This window comes from Xanthomonas protegens, assembly GCF_038442435.1.
Classification (GTDB): Bacteria; Pseudomonadota; Gammaproteobacteria; order Xanthomonadales; family Xanthomonadaceae; genus Xanthomonas_A; species Xanthomonas_A sontii.
The window spans coordinates 67,596-83,889 of the sequence record NZ_JAQJCQ010000012.1 but is presented as its reverse complement, the minus strand read 5'-3'; the positions used below and the strand labels follow the sequence as shown (position 1 = coordinate 83,889).

General features: G+C 71.7%; 13 protein-coding genes. 11 read left to right on the top strand and 2 right to left on the bottom strand.

Annotated features, from left to right (window positions below):
• Positions 1 to 52: 52 nt before the first annotated feature.
• From PIQ37_RS14510 to PIQ37_RS14470, 9 genes are all read left to right on the top strand, one after another.
• Positions 53 to 754, top strand: coding sequence for a glycosyltransferase (locus tag PIQ37_RS14510; RefSeq protein WP_342073990.1), 702 nt, complete (start codon positions 53 to 55; stop codon positions 752 to 754).
• 190 nt (positions 755 to 944) lie between these two features.
• On the top strand, positions 945 to 1,391 hold the full coding sequence (locus PIQ37_RS14505) for a GNAT family N-acetyltransferase (protein WP_342073989.1): 447 nt from the start codon (positions 945 to 947) through the stop codon (positions 1,389 to 1,391).
• A 109-nt stretch (positions 1,392 to 1,500) separates the two neighbouring features.
• Entirely contained in the window at positions 1,501 to 2,517 is a 1,017-nt protein-coding gene (locus PIQ37_RS14500; RefSeq protein WP_342073988.1) for a 3-oxoacyl-[acyl-carrier-protein] synthase III C-terminal domain-containing protein, read from the top strand.
• A 1-nt stretch (position 2,518) separates the two neighbouring features.
• Complete coding sequence (locus tag PIQ37_RS14495; RefSeq protein ID WP_342073987.1) at positions 2,519 to 3,496, top strand: NAD-dependent epimerase/dehydratase family protein; 978 nt, start codon at positions 2,519 to 2,521, stop codon at positions 3,494 to 3,496.
• Complete coding sequence (locus PIQ37_RS14490) at positions 3,493 to 4,341, top strand: MBL fold metallo-hydrolase (RefSeq protein ID WP_342073986.1); 849 nt, start codon at positions 3,493 to 3,495, stop codon at positions 4,339 to 4,341. The genes PIQ37_RS14495 and PIQ37_RS14490 overlap by 4 nt, the downstream gene beginning before the upstream one ends.
• Positions 4,334 to 5,515: an ATP-grasp domain-containing protein gene (locus PIQ37_RS14485; protein WP_342073985.1), complete on the top strand. Its 1,182-nt coding sequence runs from the start codon at positions 4,334 to 4,336 to the stop codon at positions 5,513 to 5,515. The genes PIQ37_RS14490 and PIQ37_RS14485 overlap by 8 nt, the downstream gene beginning before the upstream one ends.
• Positions 5,512 to 6,627, top strand: a complete 1,116-nt coding sequence (locus PIQ37_RS14480; protein WP_342073984.1) for a hypothetical protein — start codon at positions 5,512 to 5,514, stop codon at positions 6,625 to 6,627. The genes PIQ37_RS14485 and PIQ37_RS14480 overlap by 4 nt, the downstream gene beginning before the upstream one ends.
• Before the next feature lie 143 nt (positions 6,628 to 6,770).
• On the top strand, positions 6,771 to 7,958 hold the full coding sequence (locus PIQ37_RS14475) for a GGDEF domain-containing protein (RefSeq protein ID WP_342073983.1): 1,188 nt from the start codon (positions 6,771 to 6,773) through the stop codon (positions 7,956 to 7,958).
• Between the two features lie 43 nt (positions 7,959 to 8,001).
• Positions 8,002 to 9,015 (top strand): Rieske 2Fe-2S domain-containing protein, encoded by a 1,014-nt coding sequence (locus PIQ37_RS14470; protein WP_342073982.1) that lies wholly within the window; start codon positions 8,002 to 8,004, stop codon positions 9,013 to 9,015.
• Here PIQ37_RS14470 and PIQ37_RS14465 read toward each other — a convergent pair.
• Together PIQ37_RS14465 and PIQ37_RS14460 are read right to left on the bottom strand one after the other, a co-directional pair.
• Positions 9,005 to 11,902 (bottom strand): bifunctional diguanylate cyclase/phosphodiesterase, encoded by a 2,898-nt coding sequence (locus tag PIQ37_RS14465; RefSeq protein WP_342073981.1) that lies wholly within the window; start codon positions 11,900 to 11,902, stop codon positions 9,005 to 9,007. The genes PIQ37_RS14470 and PIQ37_RS14465 overlap by 11 nt on opposite strands.
• 177 nt (positions 11,903 to 12,079) lie before the next feature.
• Positions 12,080 to 13,009, bottom strand: a complete 930-nt coding sequence (locus tag PIQ37_RS14460; RefSeq protein ID WP_342073980.1) for an oxygenase MpaB family protein — start codon at positions 13,007 to 13,009, stop codon at positions 12,080 to 12,082.
• Positions 13,010 to 13,183: 174 nt separating this feature from the next.
• Here PIQ37_RS14460 and PIQ37_RS14455 point away from each other — a divergent pair, with 174 nt between their 5' ends.
• Both PIQ37_RS14455 and PIQ37_RS14450 read left to right on the top strand, forming a co-directional pair.
• Positions 13,184 to 13,801: a hypothetical protein gene (locus PIQ37_RS14455; RefSeq protein ID WP_026143828.1), complete on the top strand. Its 618-nt coding sequence runs from the start codon at positions 13,184 to 13,186 to the stop codon at positions 13,799 to 13,801.
• 312 nt (positions 13,802 to 14,113) lie between these two features.
• A complete protein-coding gene (locus PIQ37_RS14450) occupies positions 14,114 to 16,222 on the top strand; it encodes a TonB-dependent siderophore receptor (RefSeq protein WP_342073978.1) in 2,109 nt (702 codons plus the stop codon).
• Positions 16,223 to 16,294: the final 72 nt, after the last annotated feature.

Below are 16,294 nucleotides of genomic sequence, written 5' to 3'. Positions count from 1 at the left end.
GCCGCGGCGCGGGTCGATTGCCCGCGCCGCGCCGGCCCCGCATGATGCGGGGGTGATCTCCTTCATCGTCCCCGCGCACGACGAAGCCGCCCTGATCGGCGATACGCTGGCCTCGCTGCATGTCGCCGCCCAGGCGCTGCGGCTGAACTGCGAGACGCTGGTGGTCGCCGATGCCTGCCGCGACGGCACCGCCGAGATCGCGCGCCGGCACGGCGCGCAGGTGCTAGAGGTGGAACTGCGGCACATCGCCGCCGTGCGCAATGCCGGCGCCGCCGCCAGCCGCGGCCGCCATCTGCTGTTCGTCGATGCCGACACCCGGGTCAACACCCCGCTGCTGGCCGCGGCGCTGCGCGCGCTCGGCACCGGTGCGGTCGGCGGTGGCGCGCAGGTGCGCCTGCTCGGCGACATCGCCTGGCACGAACGCCTGGCCCAGGCCCTGTTCGGCTGGCTGTTCCGCTGCACCGGCATCGCCCCCGGCTGCTTCCTGTTCTGCACGCGCAGCGCCTTCGCCGCCGCCGGCGGCTTCGACGAGCGCTACTACGCCGGCGAGGACGTGGCACTGAGCCGCGCACTGGCGCGGCAGGGACGCTTCGTGATCCTGCGCGAGCCGGTGCACACCTCCGACCGCAAGCTGCGCAGCTTCAGCAAGCGCGAGCACCTGGGACTGCTGCTGCAGTTGCTGCGCCGCGGCCGCAGCCTGCTGCGCTCGCGCGACGGCCTCGGCTTCTGGTACGGGCAGCGTCGCGGCCGTTAGGACGTGTCATCAATTCCCGAGCATGCCGCGCCGCGCTTGCGCGTGCTGTGGCAAGGAAGAGCGAGGAAGTGGAGGTGCGTCCACGCCCGAGCGATGACGAGGCCATGGGCGTGCCGCCCATTTCCGCACAGGCTGGGTCGGGTCGGCAACGCGGTTGCGCCCCACGCGGGCGACTTTCTACTCTCTGCAAATGCGCGAGAACAGCACCCTGGACATCAGGAACGCGGCAATGGCGGACCGGCAGGCGATCGTGACGCTGATGGCGGCGCTGGACTATGCCGGAACCGAGGACTTCATCGAGGCCCGCCTGGCGCAGCTCCTGGCGCATCCGGACGCGGCCTTGCTGGTGGCCGCCACAGGGGACGGCGTCCTGAGTGTGTTGTCGCTGCACTTTCTGCCGCAGTTGGCATTGGCCGGCGACATCTGCCGCATCAGCTATTTCTGCGTCGACGATCGTGCGCGCGGCGCCGGGGTGGGACAGCGTTTGCTGGCAGAGGGCGAGGCGCTGGCGCGGCAGCGCGGCTGCGACCGCCTGGAGGTGCACTGCCACCGCCGGCGGCAACGCGCGCACGCCTTCTATCGGCGGGAGGGCTTTGTCGAAGCGCCCAAGTATTTCGTCAAGTCGCTGCGCGATTGAGCACTGTCTGAGGTCGCCAGCCGCAGACAGCGGCGCGATCTTCGCAAGGGCGGTTGCCGGCGCCGCGGCGCTGGCAGTACGCTGCGCGCCCCTTGTGCGAGCTTTACGGATGAGCGTCCACACCAGCAGGCCCATCGCGGTGCGCATCCTCGGCACGGGCGAGTATCTGCCCGTGCAGCAGGTGCCGGCGGAGACCTTCGACCGGCGCTGGGACAAGCCCGCCGGCTGGACCCTGCGGCATACCGGAGTCGCCACGCGGCACTACGCGGGCGCCGACGAGCCGGCCACCTTCATGGGCGAACGCGCCGCGCGTGCGGCGCTGCAGGCGGCGCAGTTGCAGGCGCACGAGGTCGATTGCGTGATCAGCGCCTGCAGCCTGATGGAACAGGCGATCCCGTGCAGCGCCGCGCTGCTGCATGCACGGCTGGGCCTGCAGGGCAGCGGCATTCCCGCCTTCGACATCAACGCCACCTGCCTGAGCTTCATCGCCGCGCTTGACCTGGCCGCCTGCGCGATCGCCGCCGGCCGCTACCGCCGCGTGCTGATCGTCGCCAGCGAGATCGCCAGCGTCGGCCTCAACCCGGACGATACGGACACCGCGCCGCTGTTCGGCGACGGCGCCGCCGCGGTGGTCGTCGGCGCCGACAGCGGCGACAGCGCCTCGCAATTGCTGGCGTCGCGGCTGGAAACCTACTCCGAAGGCATCGACCACTGCCGCGTGCGCGCCGGCGGCACCCGCCTGCGCCTGGACCACGGCGTCGAAGCGCTGCGCGCCGGTTCGCAATTCGAAATGAACGGCCGCGCCACCTATCGCCTCGCCGCGGCGAAGTTGCCCGGCTTCCTGCAGCGGCTGCTGGCGCAGGCCGGTGTCGAGTTGACGCAGTTGCAGCGGATCGTGCCGCACCAGGCCAGCGCCAAGGCGCTGCGTCACCTGCGCGTCGCGCTGGGGCTGGCGCCGGACGCGCTGATCGAGGTGATCGGCCATCGCGGCAACCAGATGGCGGCCTCCATCCCGGGTGCGCTGCACCAGGCGATCCACAGCGGCCGCATCGTCCGCGGCGACCTGATCGGCCTGGTCGGCTCCGGCGCCGGGCTGGCGTTCGGCGGCGCGGTGTTGCGCTACTGACATGGCACGCGTCCTGGTCACCGGCGCGTCCGGCTTCATCGGCGCCTACATCGTGCGCGCCCTGGCCGGTGCCGGCGTAGCGGTGCGCGCCAGCGGTCGCGACGCCGCCAAACTGGCGGCCTTCGCCGGCGATCCGCACATCGAGGTCGTGCCCGCCGAGTTGTGTCGCGACGACCTTGCGCCGTTGCTGCACGGCTGCGATGCGGTGATCCACTGCGCCGCGTTGTCGGCACCGTGGGCCAGCGCCGAAATCTTCCGCATGGCCAACGTGGTCGCCACCGAACGCCTGCTCGCCGCCGCGCTGGCCGCCCGCGTGCGCCGCTTCGTGCATTTCAGTTCGCCGAGCATCTACTTCCGCTTCGCCGATCAATACCAGATCACCGAGGACTTCACCCCGCCGCCGCGCTGGATCGGCGGCTATCCGCAGACCAAGTGGGAAGCCGAAGAGAAGGTGCGCGCCGCCGCCGCGGCCGGACTACCGGCGGTGGTGCTGCGCCCGCGCGCGGTGTTCGGCCATGGCGACAACGCGATCGTGCCGCGCTTGCTGGCGGTGGCGCAGCGCGGCTGGTTCCCGCTGGTCGGCGGCGGCCGCGCGATGATCGATGTGTGCTGCGTGGAGAACGCGGTGGCCGCGGCGCTGGCTGCGCTGCGCGCCGAGCACATCGGCGATGGCCGCGCCTACAACATCAGCAACGGCGTACCGATCGCGGTGCGCGACCTGCTGACCGAACTGTTCGCCGTGCTGCGCCTGCGCGTGCGGCTGCTGCCGGTACCGCGCGGGCCGGCGTTGGCACTGGCCACGCTCGGCGAGCAGATCGCGCTGCGCCGGCGCGGGCAGCCGGAGCCGCGGCTCAGCCGCTACGGCATCGGCGTGCTCGGCTATTCGCAGACGCTGGACATCGGCCGCGCGCGCCGCGAACTCGGCTATGCGCCGGTGCTGTCGACCGAGGCCGGGCTGGCCGCGCTGGGGCAACGATGAGCGCGCCCCGGCTGCGCTGGCGGCTGTACGAGGCCGGCCACTGCATGCACCCGGAACGTGCCACGCGCCGCGGCGCGCCGCTGGCGCCGTGTCCGTTCCCGGCGCTGGCGGCGCTGCTGCAGCATCCGCGGCACGGCGACCTGTTGTTCGACACCGGCTATGCCCGCCACTTCTTCGACGCCACCGCGCGCTTTCCCGAACGCCTGTACCGCTGGCTGACTCCCGTGCAATTGGCACCTGGGCAATCGCTGCGCGAACAGCTCGCCCGCGACGGCGTGGATGCGGACCGCATCGGCTGGATCGTGCTGTCGCACTTCCATGGCGACCACGTCGGCGGCGTCGCCGATTTTCCGCAGGCACGCCTGGCCTGCGCGCAACAGGCCTGGGACGACCTGCAGCGCCGCGGCCGGCTGGCCGCGCTGCGCGAAGGCTTTCTGCCGGCACTGCTGCACGGCGCGCGTCCGCGCATGCACTGGATCGAGGCCCTGCCCGCTGCGCTGCCGCCCGCCGCACTGCGCGACTTCGGCACGCCGCGCGACCTGTTCGGCGACGCCAGCGTGCTGCTGGTGCCGCTGCCCGGGCATGCGCCCGGCCACTACGGCCTGTGGTTCGAGGACGCGCACGGCCCGGTGTTCCTGATCGCCGACGCGGCCTGGTCCAGCGCCGCGCTCGCCGACGGCACGCCACCGCCGGCCCTGGTCACCCGCCTGCTCGGCGAGCATCGCGTGTATCGCGACACCCTGGCGCGGCTGCATGCGCTGCGCCAGGCCGAGCCGGGCCTGCGGCTGGTGCCCTCGCATTGTCGGCAATGGCGGCCGGCGCCGGCGGAGCACGCGCATGGCTGAGGCCCCCGGCGTGCTGATCACCGGCGCACGCGCGCCGGTCGCGCTGGACCTGGCGCGTCGCTTCGCCGCGCAGGGGTGGCGGGTGCACCTGGCCGACAGCGTCGCCAGCCGCATCTCCGGCTGGTCGCGCGCGGTGGCCGCGCACCACCGCGTCGCGCCCGCACGCGATGCGCCGCGCGCCTGGCTGGCCGATCTCAATGGCGTGCTCGCCCGCCAGCGCATCGACGTGCTGGTGCCGACCTGCGAGGAAGTGTTCTACCTGGCCCGCTACCGCCGCGCGCTGCCGGCGCAGTTGCACCTGCCGCTGCACGACTTCGACACGCTGCGCACGCTGCACAGCAAGTACGCCTTCATGGAACTGGCGCGCGGCCTGGACAGCGCCATCGACGTGCCGGACAGCGTGCGCGTGCGCAACCTGGCACAGGCGCGCGAATGGGCCGGCAACGCGCCGCTGGTGTTGAAACCGGAATTCTCGCGCTTCGGCGTGCATGTCCGGCTCTATCCGGAGGGTTTGACCGCCGACGCCACGCCGCTGCCCGCACAGGGCGACTGGGTCGCGCAGCGCTATTGCGCCGGCGAGGAGCGCTGCTCGTATGCGCTGGCGCGCGACGGCGTACTGCTGGCGCATGCGGTGTACCGTCCGCGCTACCGCCTGCGGCGCAGTTCCAGCTACTACTTCGACGCCGCACCGGATCCGCAGATCGAGCGCTTCACCGCGCAACTGGTGCGGGCGCTGCACTTCACTGGGCAAATTTCCTTCGACTGGATGGTCTCCGCGCAAGGGCGCTGCAGCGTGATCGAATGCAATCCGCGCGCGACCAGCGGCCTGCACCTGTTCGCCGCGACCGATCCGCTGGTGGCCTTGCTGAGCGGCGACGCGGGCGAAGCGCAGGCGCCGCTGCGCCCGGCCGACGACCGCGCGGCGATGCTGGGCATGCTGATGCTGGGCGTGGCGCTGCCGGCGGCACTGGGCCAGGGCCGGCTGCGGCAGTGGCGCCATGATTACGCACGCGCCGAGGACGTCCTGGCGCCGCGCGGCGACCGCTGGCCATTGGCCGGCACGCTGTGCGACCTGGGCAGCCATGCGCGGCTGGCGCTGGCGCAGCGCTGCAGCGTGCGCGAGGCCGCCACCCGCGATACCGAATGGGACGGCGAGGCGCTGCCGCCGCCATGAGCGCCGACAGCGCCGACGCTGCGGCCGCCGATTACGCCGCGCAGCTGCAGCGTTTCGCCGCGCTGCATGCCGGCGGCGATGCGCAGCAGTTGGCCGGCAACGCGCATGCGCGCATCGAGGTGCTGCAGGCCGGCGCACTGGCACTGCCGGTGACGGTCGGCGAACGCCACCCGGACAACGCCTGGGTGTGTTCGCCGCGCACCACCTATGCCGACTACGCCGCCGAGGAAGCCGCGCGGCTGTTGCCGGGCGCGCTGGCTGCGCCGGTACGCGGCCTGTGCGGCGGCATCGGTGAGTGGCTGGACTGGGCACGGATCGACCGTGCGGTCACCCTCAACAACTGGCTGCTGTCCACCAACCTGTATCCGCCGCTGCCGCCGAGCGGCTTGCGCACGCTGCTGGATGCCGCACGCACGCGCTGGCCTGACCACGCGCTGTGGTTCCGCTCGCTCAACGCGGTGGATACGCCGCAGTGGCTGCACGCGCTGCAGGCCGAAGGCTTCACCCTGATCGCCAGCCGCCAGGTGTATCTGTACGAGGACTGGCCGCAACTGCTGCGCCATCGCGACCTGGCCCGCGACCTCAAGCTGGTCGAGCGCCGCGACCTGCGGCGCTGCGGCAACGACGCCATCGGCGAGGCCGACTATCCGCGCATCGCCGCGCTGTATGCGCAGCTGTATCTGGAGAAATATTCGCACTGCAATCCGGCCTACCACGCCGGCTTCCTGCGCGCCTGGCACCGCGCCGGGCTGCTGCGCTTCGACGGCTTCCGCGACGGCGACGGGCGACTGGTCTGCATCACCGGCCTGTTCGGTATCGGCGGCACCGTCACCGCCCCGATCGTCGGCTACGACCTGCAGCTGCCGCAGCGGCTGGCGCTGTACCGCACCCTCACCGCTTGCGGCATCGACCATGCGCGACGGTATGGCCAGCGCCTCAACCAGAGCGCCGGCGCGGCCAGTTTCAAGCGCCAGCGCGGCGGCATGCCGGTCATCGAGTACAGCGCGGTCGATGGGCGCCACCTGCCGCTGCGGCGACGCCAGCCGATCGCCGCGCTTGGCGCCCTGACCCGGCGCATCGGCGTCCCGCTGATGCGCAAGTACCGGCTGTGAGGCCAGGCAGCGCCACGCCCGAAGGCGGACCGTAATCGTTTTCAACGTCGATCGCGCATGCCGCGTCGGCTGTCCGACGCTGGCACTGGCATATACTTTGCTGCATCTGCAACACCTCATCGCCGCTGCGGCCCGGAACATCTGTGGAATGGATTGCGCATCTGGCCCATGCCGGCACCTTGCTGATCGTCAACGCATTGCTCGCGGCGGTGTCCTCGGCGATGTTCCTGGCGCTGTACGTCACCGGGCGCAAGGAGCGGCACGCACGCAGCCTGTTGCTGCTGGCGCTGAGCTACACCGTCTTCGCCCTGGGCTTCGGCATCCTGCTGGCGCCGATCTGGCAGGTCACCGCTCCCTGGGTCAACCACACCGGCAACGTCACCCTGGACGTGGCGACCGTGCTGACGCTGTTGGCGGTGAACGCCTACCTGCAGCGCCCGCTGCTGCAGTGGACGCTGCTGCTGCCAGTCGCGCTGATCTGCGCACTGGAACTCTACAGCCTGCATTACGCTGGCCACGATCACCGGATCATGGTGATCTTCGGCGGCGTGGTGCGCGGCATGCTGACCGTGGCGACGGCACTGGCGCTGTGGCGCCATGCAGACAGCATGGTGCGCACGGCGGCGCGCTTCACCGCCGCCCTGCATTTCCTGTGGGCCGGCATGATCGGGCTGCGGGTCGCCTGGTGGGCGGTCCATCCCGACCTCGGTCTCATCCAGGATCCCACCACCAACTTCGGCTTGCTCTCGCGCATCGTCTTGACCGCCAGCATCACCCCCGGCTTCCTGTGGATGCTGACCCGCGAAATGAACGCGGAACTGACGCGCCACGCTTCGCAGGACCCGCTCACCGGGGTGACCAACCGGCGGGTGATGTGGGAGCGCGGCGAAGCGGCGACCCAGGAGGCGGCGCGCAAGCAGGGCACGATCGCGGTGCTGATGATCGACGTGGACCATTTCAAGGCGATCAACGACCGCTTCGGCCATGCGGTCGGCGACCAGGTGCTGGTCGCCATCGCGCAGACCCTGGCGGAGCACATCCGCACCCCCGACCTGCTGGCGCGCATCGGCGGCGAGGAGTTCATGGTGCTGATTCCGCAGGGCGACGAAGCGTCGGTGCGCGATCTCGCCGAACGCCTGCGGCGGCGCATCGAGCAGCAACAGATCGATGCCGCGCCGGAGGCGCCGCTGGTGTGCACGGTGAGCATCGGCTATTGCCTGTCGCCCGGGGCGCTGGCGTCCTGGCAGACCCTGGTGCTGGCCGCCGACCAGGCCCTGTACGCGGCCAAGCGCGCCGGCCGCAACCGGGTCGCCGGCACCACCATCGCATGAACGCGCGCGGCGCGCGGCACACCACACGCGTGGCGCCGGCGGCATGAGCGCTTGGCATCCGTCCCTGTACCGGCAGTGGTTCGCCGTCGCCCCCGCCACGGCGTTGCGGCGCCAGCCGCTGGCGGTGTCGGTGATGGACCGGCATGCGGCGATCGCGCGTTGCGCCGACGGCGGCCTGCTGGCGCTGGAGGACCGCTGCCCGCACCGGCACGCGCCGCTGTCGGCCGGCTGCGCCACCGGCGACGGCCTGTCCTGCCCCTATCACGGCTGGCGCTTCGACCGCACCGGCGCGCTGCGCGAGATCCCCGGCCTGCCGCCCGGGCAGGCGCCGCCGGCGGTGCGGGTGCGCGCCTTCGCCGCGCGCGAGCACGACGGCCTGATCTGGCTGCGTCCCGATCCCGAGGGCGCGGACACACCGTCGCAGCTGGTGCAGGCGCTGCAGCCGTCGGCGCGGCGCTTCCTGTGGCGCACGCGCTGGGAGGCGCACGTGGTCGATGCGCTGGAGAACTTCCTGGACCCGCTGCACACCCATCTGCTGCATCCGGGGCTGGTGCGGCGTGGCGGCGCGCGCACCGCCATGCGCGCCGAGCTGCGCCACACCGACGAAGGCTTCCACGTCGACTACCGCGGCGCCGCGGCGCAGAGCGGCTGGCTGTACCGGCTGTTCGAGTCGCCGCGCATCCTGGAGCGCGCGCATTTCGCCGGCCCCGGCAGCGCGCAGATCGAGTACCGCTACGCGCGCGGCGGCCGCGTGCGGATCAGCCTGCACTTCACCCCGCTCGACGTGCGCAGCACCGACGTCTTCGCCAGCCTGCACGTGGAGGGGCGCTGGGCGCCGGCGTGGGCGGTGCGGCTGCTGGTGTGGCCGCTGCTGCGCCGGGTCGGCGAACAGGACCGGCGCATGCTCGCGCTGCAGTCGCGCAACCTGCAGCGCTATCCGGGCGCGCGCGGTGCCTCCACCGCGCTGGACCTGGTGCGCGAACCGCTGCGGCGTTACTGGGACGGCGAGCCGCTGCCGGCAGCGGGCAGCGGCCACGACGTGGAACTCATGCTGTGACCGCGCCGAGCCGCTGCAGCACGTCCCCCAACGGGGCCGGACGCCCGAGCAGATAGCCCTGCACGCCGCCGCAGCCGTGCGCGCGCAACCAGCGCAGCTGCGCCTCGGTTTCCACGCCCTCGGCGACCACGTCCAGCCCCAGGCAATGCCCCAGGGTCAGCAACGCCTGGCAGATCGAGGCGTTGCGTGGATCGCGGTCCACCTCGGCGACAAAGCTGCGATCGATCTTCAGCGTGTCCAGCGGCAGGTCGCGCAGGTACGCCATGCTGGAGAAGCCGGTGCCGACGTCGTCCAGGGCCACGCGCACGCCCAGCGCGCGCAGTTGCCGCAGCACGTCGTCGGCCTGCTGCGGCTGCCGCATCAGGCTGCTCTCGGTCAGCTCCAACTGCAGGCCGTTGGCGGCCAGCCCGGCCTCGGCGCAGGCCTGCACCAGGTCGGCGACCAGGTCGCCGTCGAAGAACTGCAGCGCCGACACGTTCACCGCCACCGGCAAGTCCGGCCATCCGTGGTCGACCAGGGCGCGGCGCGCCTGCGCCGCCGCGCGCATCACCCAGCGCCCCAGCGGCAGGATCAGCCCGGTGTCCTCGCACAACTGGATGAACGCATCCGGCGCGATGAAACCGCCATCGCGCTGCGGCCAGCGGATCAGGGCTTCCAGTTCGCGCGGCGCGCCGCTGACCGCGTCCATGATCGGCTGGAAATACAGCTCGAACTCCTGGCGCTCGATCGCCTGCTGGATGCGCCCGGCCAGGCGCAGGCGTTCGCCGGTCCGCGCCGCCATGGCGCGATCGAAGCGCACCAGGCTGCGGCCCTCTGCCTGCGCCGCATGCGCGGCCTGCGCGGCGCTGCCGATCGCCTCGTCGGCATCGGCGGCATCGTCCGGACACAGCGCCACGCCGATGTGCGCCTGCAGCTGCTGAGCGAATTCGCCGCCCTGCACCGGTGCGTACAGCGCCTCCTGCAGCGCCTGCAAGGCCAGCGGCAGGGCCTGCGGGTCCAGGATCGCCAGCACGAAGTCCTGCGCCGGCTGGTGCGCGCTCAGCCCGAAGCGCTCGCCGAGCGCGCGGATGCGTTCGGCCACCGCGCTGCGCACCGCGTCGCCGGCGGCGCGGCCGAGGGTGTCGCCGATCAGGGCCAGGCCACGCACCTGCACATAGGCGATGGCGTAGCCGCCACGCTGCGCGCGCAGGGCTTCGGCCAGCGCCCGCGGCTTGAGCAGGCCGGTGCTGAATTCATGGCGGGCGAGATAGGCCAGTTCGCGTTCGTGGGCCAGGCGCTCGGTGACGTCCTCGGCCAGGATCAGCCGCGCCGGCACGCCGCCGAACTCTAGGTCGGCGCTGTGGATGCACACCGACAGCAGGCTGCCGTCCTTGCGCCGATGCGTCCACACGCTCGGCGCGTCGAAGCCCTCGCGCGGTTTGCGCACGTCCTGCAGCAGCCGCGCCGCGTCCTCCGACGGGCGCAGATCGCGCAGGTCCATCGCCAGGAATTCCTCGCGGCTGTAGCCGTACTGGCGCACCGCGGCCTGGTTCACTTCGAGGAAGCGCAGGCTGTCCACGGAGAACACCCAGTACGGCAACGGATTGCGGTCGAACACCAGGCGGAACTGGCGCTCGGCATCAAGCAGCCGCGCCTGTGCCGCCACCCGGTCGCTGACATCCTGCACTGCGCCGGTCATGCACACGCCCTCGCGGGTGTGCACCAGCGCGCCGCGCGCAGCCAGCCAGCGCAGGCGTCCATCGGGCAGGTGCATGCGGTAGACGGTGTTGTACTCCGCGCGGCCCTGCGCCGCGTCCTCGTACAACTGCGACACCCGTGCGCGATCCTCGTCGTGGATCCCCGCCAGGAACGCATCGATGGGCAGTTGCATGCGCTGCAGGCCGAACATCGCGCCGGTCGGTTCGGACAGGCGCAGCACGCGCCGCGCGATGTCGACGCGCCAGGTGCCGATGCCGCCCATGCCGTGCGCCAGGCGCAGATCCTCGTCGCCACGCCGCAGGCGCTGCAGCAGGTGGCGCTGGCGACGCTCGGCGCGGCGCAAGCTGACCAGCAGATAGGCCAGGCCGAGCAGGTACAGCACGTACACCAGCGCCGCCGCCGCGACGAACCACCACCAGCCGGACAGCGTCTCGCGCAGCCCCACCCCGGCGACCGCCAGCAACGGATACGCACCGCCGCCGCTCAGCGCCAGGATCCGCGGTGTCCCGTCGAAGACATCGCGGCGTACCCCCAGGATGCCGCCGTGCGGCATCGGCTGCGCCAGCGCGATCGGCAGGCGTGGCTGGCCGGCCGCGAGCGGGCGGCTGGCGGCCAGCAGCACGCCCTGCGCGTCGGTCAGGGCGACGATGCCGTCACGCCCGCTGTCGGTCCCCTGCACGATGCGTTGCAACGCCGCCACCCGCCATTGCGCCTCGACCCAGCCATCGGTCCCCCACGGGACCGCCACGCGCACCACCGCCTCGCCATCGGCCAGGCGCACTGGCGGACTCACGCAGACCCGGTCGCCGCAGCGCGCGCGCGGCATCCATGCGCGCAGTTGCGGATCGCCCGTGCCGCCGAAGCGGCGTTGGCCCTGCACATCCAGCAGCGCCACGTCGCGCAGTTCCGGGTGTCGCGCCTGCAGGCCGTGCAGCGAGGCGGTGATAAGCTCGGGCGCCCGCACCGGCGTCTCCGCCAGCAGCGCCTGTGCGCTCAGGCCCTCGCCATGCAGGGCCTGGCCGAGATTGTCCAGTTGCAACTGCAGCAGGCGGTCGCTGCCGGTGGCCAGGGCCAGGCTCTGCCGCTGCGCTGCGGCCAGGCGGTTGTGGCGGTCCTGCGCCAGCACCAGCACTAGGCCGGCGGCCAGCAGCGCCGCCAGCGCCAGGCCCCAGGTCGCGATCGCCCGCAACGGCGCGCGCGTGACGCGCCGCAGGCTGTGCCGAAAGCGACGGTCACGCTTCCTGTCGGCGAGCGGGTTCGGCGGCATCGAGGGTCGGGAGTGCGGCGTAGATGCTGGATACAGCGGCCTGGGATCGGCGATCTTGACCGTCCGTGACGCGATACTGCGTTCAGCGATGCGGATAAATCATTCAGTCCGCTGCGGCCACTGCGCCAGTGCCTGTGTCGTCAGCCCCACCCGCCGGCACGCCCGCGCGGCGATGCCATCGTGCAGTGCCACCTGGAACAGTGGCGCCACCTGCTGCAGCAACCAGGCCGGCACGGTCGGGCCGGTGCGCTGCAGCCGTGCCTGCCGCAGCAGGGCGCTGGCCCATGGCGGCAGCAAGGCCGCGCCGGCGCCCAGGAACAGTTCGCGCGACAGCCCCGGCGCCGGCACCGGCAGGCGCAGGCCGGACAGCACCGCCAGCACCTCGCGCGAGCGCGCATCCACCCGCAGCAGCGGCCGCTGCCGCTCGAAATAGTCCAGCACCGCCGCCTCGCTGGCCGGGACGTCGCGTGCGCCCAGCGCTTCGGCGACGCGCCGGCCTTCGTCGTAATAGCGGTCGGCGATCGCTGCCGGCACCGCGCGGCAATAGCGGCGGTAGCCCTGCAGGAAGCCGTAGGCCTCGGTCACGTGGACCCAGGTCAGCAGCGCCGGATCGTCGGCGGCGTAGGCGCGCCCGTCGGGCGTGTGGCCGCGCACCCGCGTGTGGATCGCACGCACACGGGCGATCTGGCGCTGCGCCGCGTCGGTGGGCGCGTAGCTGGTGGCGGCGACGAACTGGGTGGTGCGGCGCAGGCGCCCGACCAGATCCTCGCGGAAGTTGGAATGGTCGTAGACCCCGGCCAGCGCCAGCGGATGCAGGGTCTGCAGCAGCAGCGCACACAGCCCGCCCGCCAGCATCCCGGGAAACTCGGCATGGATGCGCCAGGTGACGCTGTCCGGACCGAACAGGCCCACATCGCCGAGCGGCTGGTCGTAGTCGATGGCGTCGCGCTCGCGCGGGAATGCGCCCAGCACCCAGCGGCGGATCTGCGCGGTGGCCGGAGCGGAGAGGGTGCGTAGCAGCGGGGGCATGCGCCGATGGTAGCGAAAGCGGCGCGAGCGCCGTGCGATGGCGTATGGCGCGCCGCGGCTGCGCGGCATGTGCGACCGCAGCATGCACTTTGCGGCCGCTGTGCTAGAAAGAAGCTGCCTCAAGATCGCCAACCGACGTTCCGCGTCCGTCACCGCATCTGCAAGGAGCCCGTCATGCTCGCTCTGTTCAAAGGCTTGGGATTGCTGCTCGAGGACAACGCGCTGCACCAGCGCTCGTTTCCCGAACAGGTCGCGCACTGGCAGCACAAGAGCGAGGCGCAGATCCGCGAAGAGGTCGCGTTGCTGGCCAAGGCCAAGCAGCAGTGGCTGGTGGCCTCGATCATCGGCTGGCAGGCGATCTCGCTGATCCTGCTCGGCGTGATCACCGCGCAGTTGTGGCAGCACGACTACCACCTGACCTTCTCGCGCATCGTCATCGTGGTCACCTCGTGGGTGGCGATCCTGTTCGTGATCTGGTTCATCGCCAACATGTTCGACCGCACCGCCGGTTTCGAGCGCTGGCTCACCGCGTTCAACAGCCGGGAACCGCTGTCGGCCGATGCCGATACCGTGGAATGCGTGGCCGACGCATTGAACATGGCGCGCAAATACCCGGAGATCCTCGCCTACAAGCGCGAGGTGGTGGCCAACCGCGAACTGCGCCACGAGGACATCCGGATCATGCGCGAGATGGGCCGCATCCGCCTGCATGCCGAACTGGTCGCCTCGCTGATCCAGTTCGAAGGCACCCCGCCCGGCGGCCAGCCCGGCGTGTTCCGCGTCGCCGGCTGAAGTCCGCCGCACACGCACCTCACGCGCGCCGTCTGCGATAGACGGCGCGCCGCCGATCCGACATCACGCGCCGGCGCGACGCGGGCGCAACCCGCGCACAGTCGGTCGCGATCCGCGCGCCCGACGGCGTGTTCTCTCAAGTCCCCGCGATCGCCGCAGAGGCTCAACGCCACGGCGATGCCAGCCCCCAGTCAAACCGCACCCACCCGGCGCAGCCCGGCGTCGGCCGACCGCAATGGACACAGGGCATTCCCAACGCCCGTTTCGCGAAATATAATCATTCTCGATTAGGACTTTCGCCCCACGGTCTCGATGACACTGCATCCCCTTTCGTGCGCCTGCCTGCTGGGCATGGCGCTGTCCCTGCCTGCGCACGCCGCCACCGCCTCGGACGCCGACAGCGGCGCCGATGCCGCACAGGCGACCGCCCTGCCCACGGTGCAGGTGCGCGCCGACGCGCAGAGCGGCTTCCGCGCCACAGGACCGGTGCAGGCCGACAAGTCGGATGCGCCGCTGGCGCAGACGCCGTTCTCGATCACCGTGGTGCCGCGCGCGCTGCTGGACAGCCAGCAGGCGCGCACCCTGTCCGATGCCCTGCACAACGTCTCCGGAGTGGTCGCCAACACCTACGGCCGGCGCGGCTGGGACGACCTGATCATCCGCGGCCAGACCGCCTCCGACGCGTTGTTCGTCGACGGCCTGCGCACCGCCGACAGCAACCGTGTGGCCGAGCAGTTGTTCGGCGTGCAGCAGGTGGAGGTGCTGAAGGGCCCGGCCTCGCTGCTGTACGGACAGGTGCTGCCCGGCGGCCTGGTCAACCTGATCAGCAAGCGCCCCGGCGCCGAGCCGATGCGGCGGGTCGACCTGGGCGTGGGCAGCGACGGCCTGCGCCAGGGCAGCTTCGATCTCAACCAGCCGCTGTCGGCCGATGGCAAGGTCGCACTGCGCCTCAACGCGCTGGCGATGAACAGCGACGACCCGACCGACCACGTGTACTTCCGCAGCCGCTGGATCGCGCCGTCGCTGTCGCTGGACCTTGGCCCGCGCACCGATTTCGTGCTGCTGACCAGCTACCAGGAACGCGACTACATCCGCCAGCAGGGCCTGCCGTGGGAAGGCAGCGCCGAACCCAACCGCAACGGCAGGATCGACCGCGCGCTGTTCACCGGCGAACCCGGGCAGCGGCCGTACCACAGCCACCAGAGCCGGATCGGCTACGTGCTCGATCACCGCTTCGACAACGGCTGGAGCCTGCACCACGCCGCACGCTGGCAGAGCTTCGGCCTGGATGGTTTCCTGATCGCCAACAACGGCCTGGCCGCCAACCTGCGCACGCTGCGCCGTACCGCCACCCAGCAACAGTTCGACGGACGCACCTGGGTGCAGGACACCTACCTGCAGGGCGGCTTCGCCACCGGCACCTGGCAGCACACCGTCACCGCCGGCCTGGACGCGTTCAAGACCTGGGAATGGAACGTGCAGTCGACCTGCCGCGTCGGCAATCTCGACGTGTACGCGCCGGTCTACGGCAGCGCCGTGACCTGCCCGGCCCGCCCCACCCGCGACAACCTCAGCGTGGTGACCTCGGGCGGCCTGTACCTGCGCGACCGCATCCAGTTCGCGCCGGACTGGCAACTGCTGCTGGGCTTGCGCCACGACCGCAGCCGCAACCGCAGCGAGGACCGACTGGCCGGCAGCGACACGCGCACCGACAACAGTGCCACGACGGGTTCGGCAGCGCTGATGTTCGACGCCGGTGGCGGCCTGCGCCCGTACGTCAGCGTCGCCACCTCGTTCTATCCCAACGTCGGCGTCGATGCGCAGGGCGCGCAGTTCGATCCCGAACGCGGCCGCCAGGTGGAACTGGGCGTCAAGATGGAGGTGAGCAGCAGCACCAGCCTGAGCATGGCGCTGTACGACCTGCGCCGGCGCAACGTGCTGCAGACCGATCCGTTCAACGACGGCTACAGCATCGCCGTGGGCGAACAGCGCAGCCGCGGCCTGGAGCTCAATGCCGCCGCCGACCTGGGCAACGGGTTGAGCCTGTTCGGCGGCTACGCCTACACCGATGCGGTGGTTACCGACGACGGTGGCCAGCGCGTCAGCAGCGTCGGCAGCCGCCTGAACAACGTGCCGCGGCACAGCGGGTCGCTGTGGCTGCAGTACACCGCCCACGGCGCGGCCGACGGCTGGAGCGTCAGCGGCGGCGCGCGCGCCGAAGGCGAGAAGACCGCCTACGGCCATCGCATTCCCGGCTATCTGGTGTTCGATGCCGGCCTGGGCTACCGCCAAGGCCATTGGCGCTACGCGCTGAACCTGAAGAACGCCTTCGACCGCGATTACTTCACCGGCGGCCTGCAGCGCGCCGTGGCCCTGGGCGACCCGCGCACGCTGCTGTTCTCGGTGGGCGTGGATTACTGAGTGGGCGCGCGTCGCTGCGCACGACGTGGCACCGTTCGTGCCAGCGTGGTGCTGGATCGGGGGACAGCCTCC

What these genes read in the sequence shown, in the direction of transcription:
- PIQ37_RS14505 (WP_342073989.1), top strand. Translation starts at nt 945, where the DNA reads ATGCGCGAGAACAGCACCCTGGACATCAGGAACGCGGCAATGGCGGAC.
- PIQ37_RS14500 (WP_342073988.1), top strand. Translation starts at nt 1,501, where the DNA reads ATGAGCGTCCACACCAGCAGGCCCATCGCGGTGCGCATCCTCGGCACG.
- PIQ37_RS14495 (WP_342073987.1), top strand. Translation starts at nt 2,519, where the DNA reads ATGGCACGCGTCCTGGTCACCGGCGCGTCCGGCTTCATCGGCGCCTAC.
- PIQ37_RS14490 (WP_342073986.1), top strand. Translation starts at nt 3,493, where the DNA reads ATGAGCGCGCCCCGGCTGCGCTGGCGGCTGTACGAGGCCGGCCACTGC.
- PIQ37_RS14485 (WP_342073985.1), top strand. Translation starts at nt 4,334, where the DNA reads ATGGCTGAGGCCCCCGGCGTGCTGATCACCGGCGCACGCGCGCCGGTC.
- PIQ37_RS14480 (WP_342073984.1), top strand. Translation starts at nt 5,512, where the DNA reads ATGAGCGCCGACAGCGCCGACGCTGCGGCCGCCGATTACGCCGCGCAG.
- PIQ37_RS14470 (WP_342073982.1), top strand. Translation starts at nt 8,002, where the DNA reads ATGAGCGCTTGGCATCCGTCCCTGTACCGGCAGTGGTTCGCCGTCGCC.
- PIQ37_RS14460 (WP_342073980.1), bottom strand. Translation starts at nt 13,009, where the DNA reads ATGCCCCCGCTGCTACGCACCCTCTCCGCTCCGGCCACCGCGCAGATC.
- PIQ37_RS14455 (WP_026143828.1), top strand. Translation starts at nt 13,184, where the DNA reads ATGCTCGCTCTGTTCAAAGGCTTGGGATTGCTGCTCGAGGACAACGCG.
- PIQ37_RS14450 (WP_342073978.1), top strand. Translation starts at nt 14,114, where the DNA reads ATGACACTGCATCCCCTTTCGTGCGCCTGCCTGCTGGGCATGGCGCTG.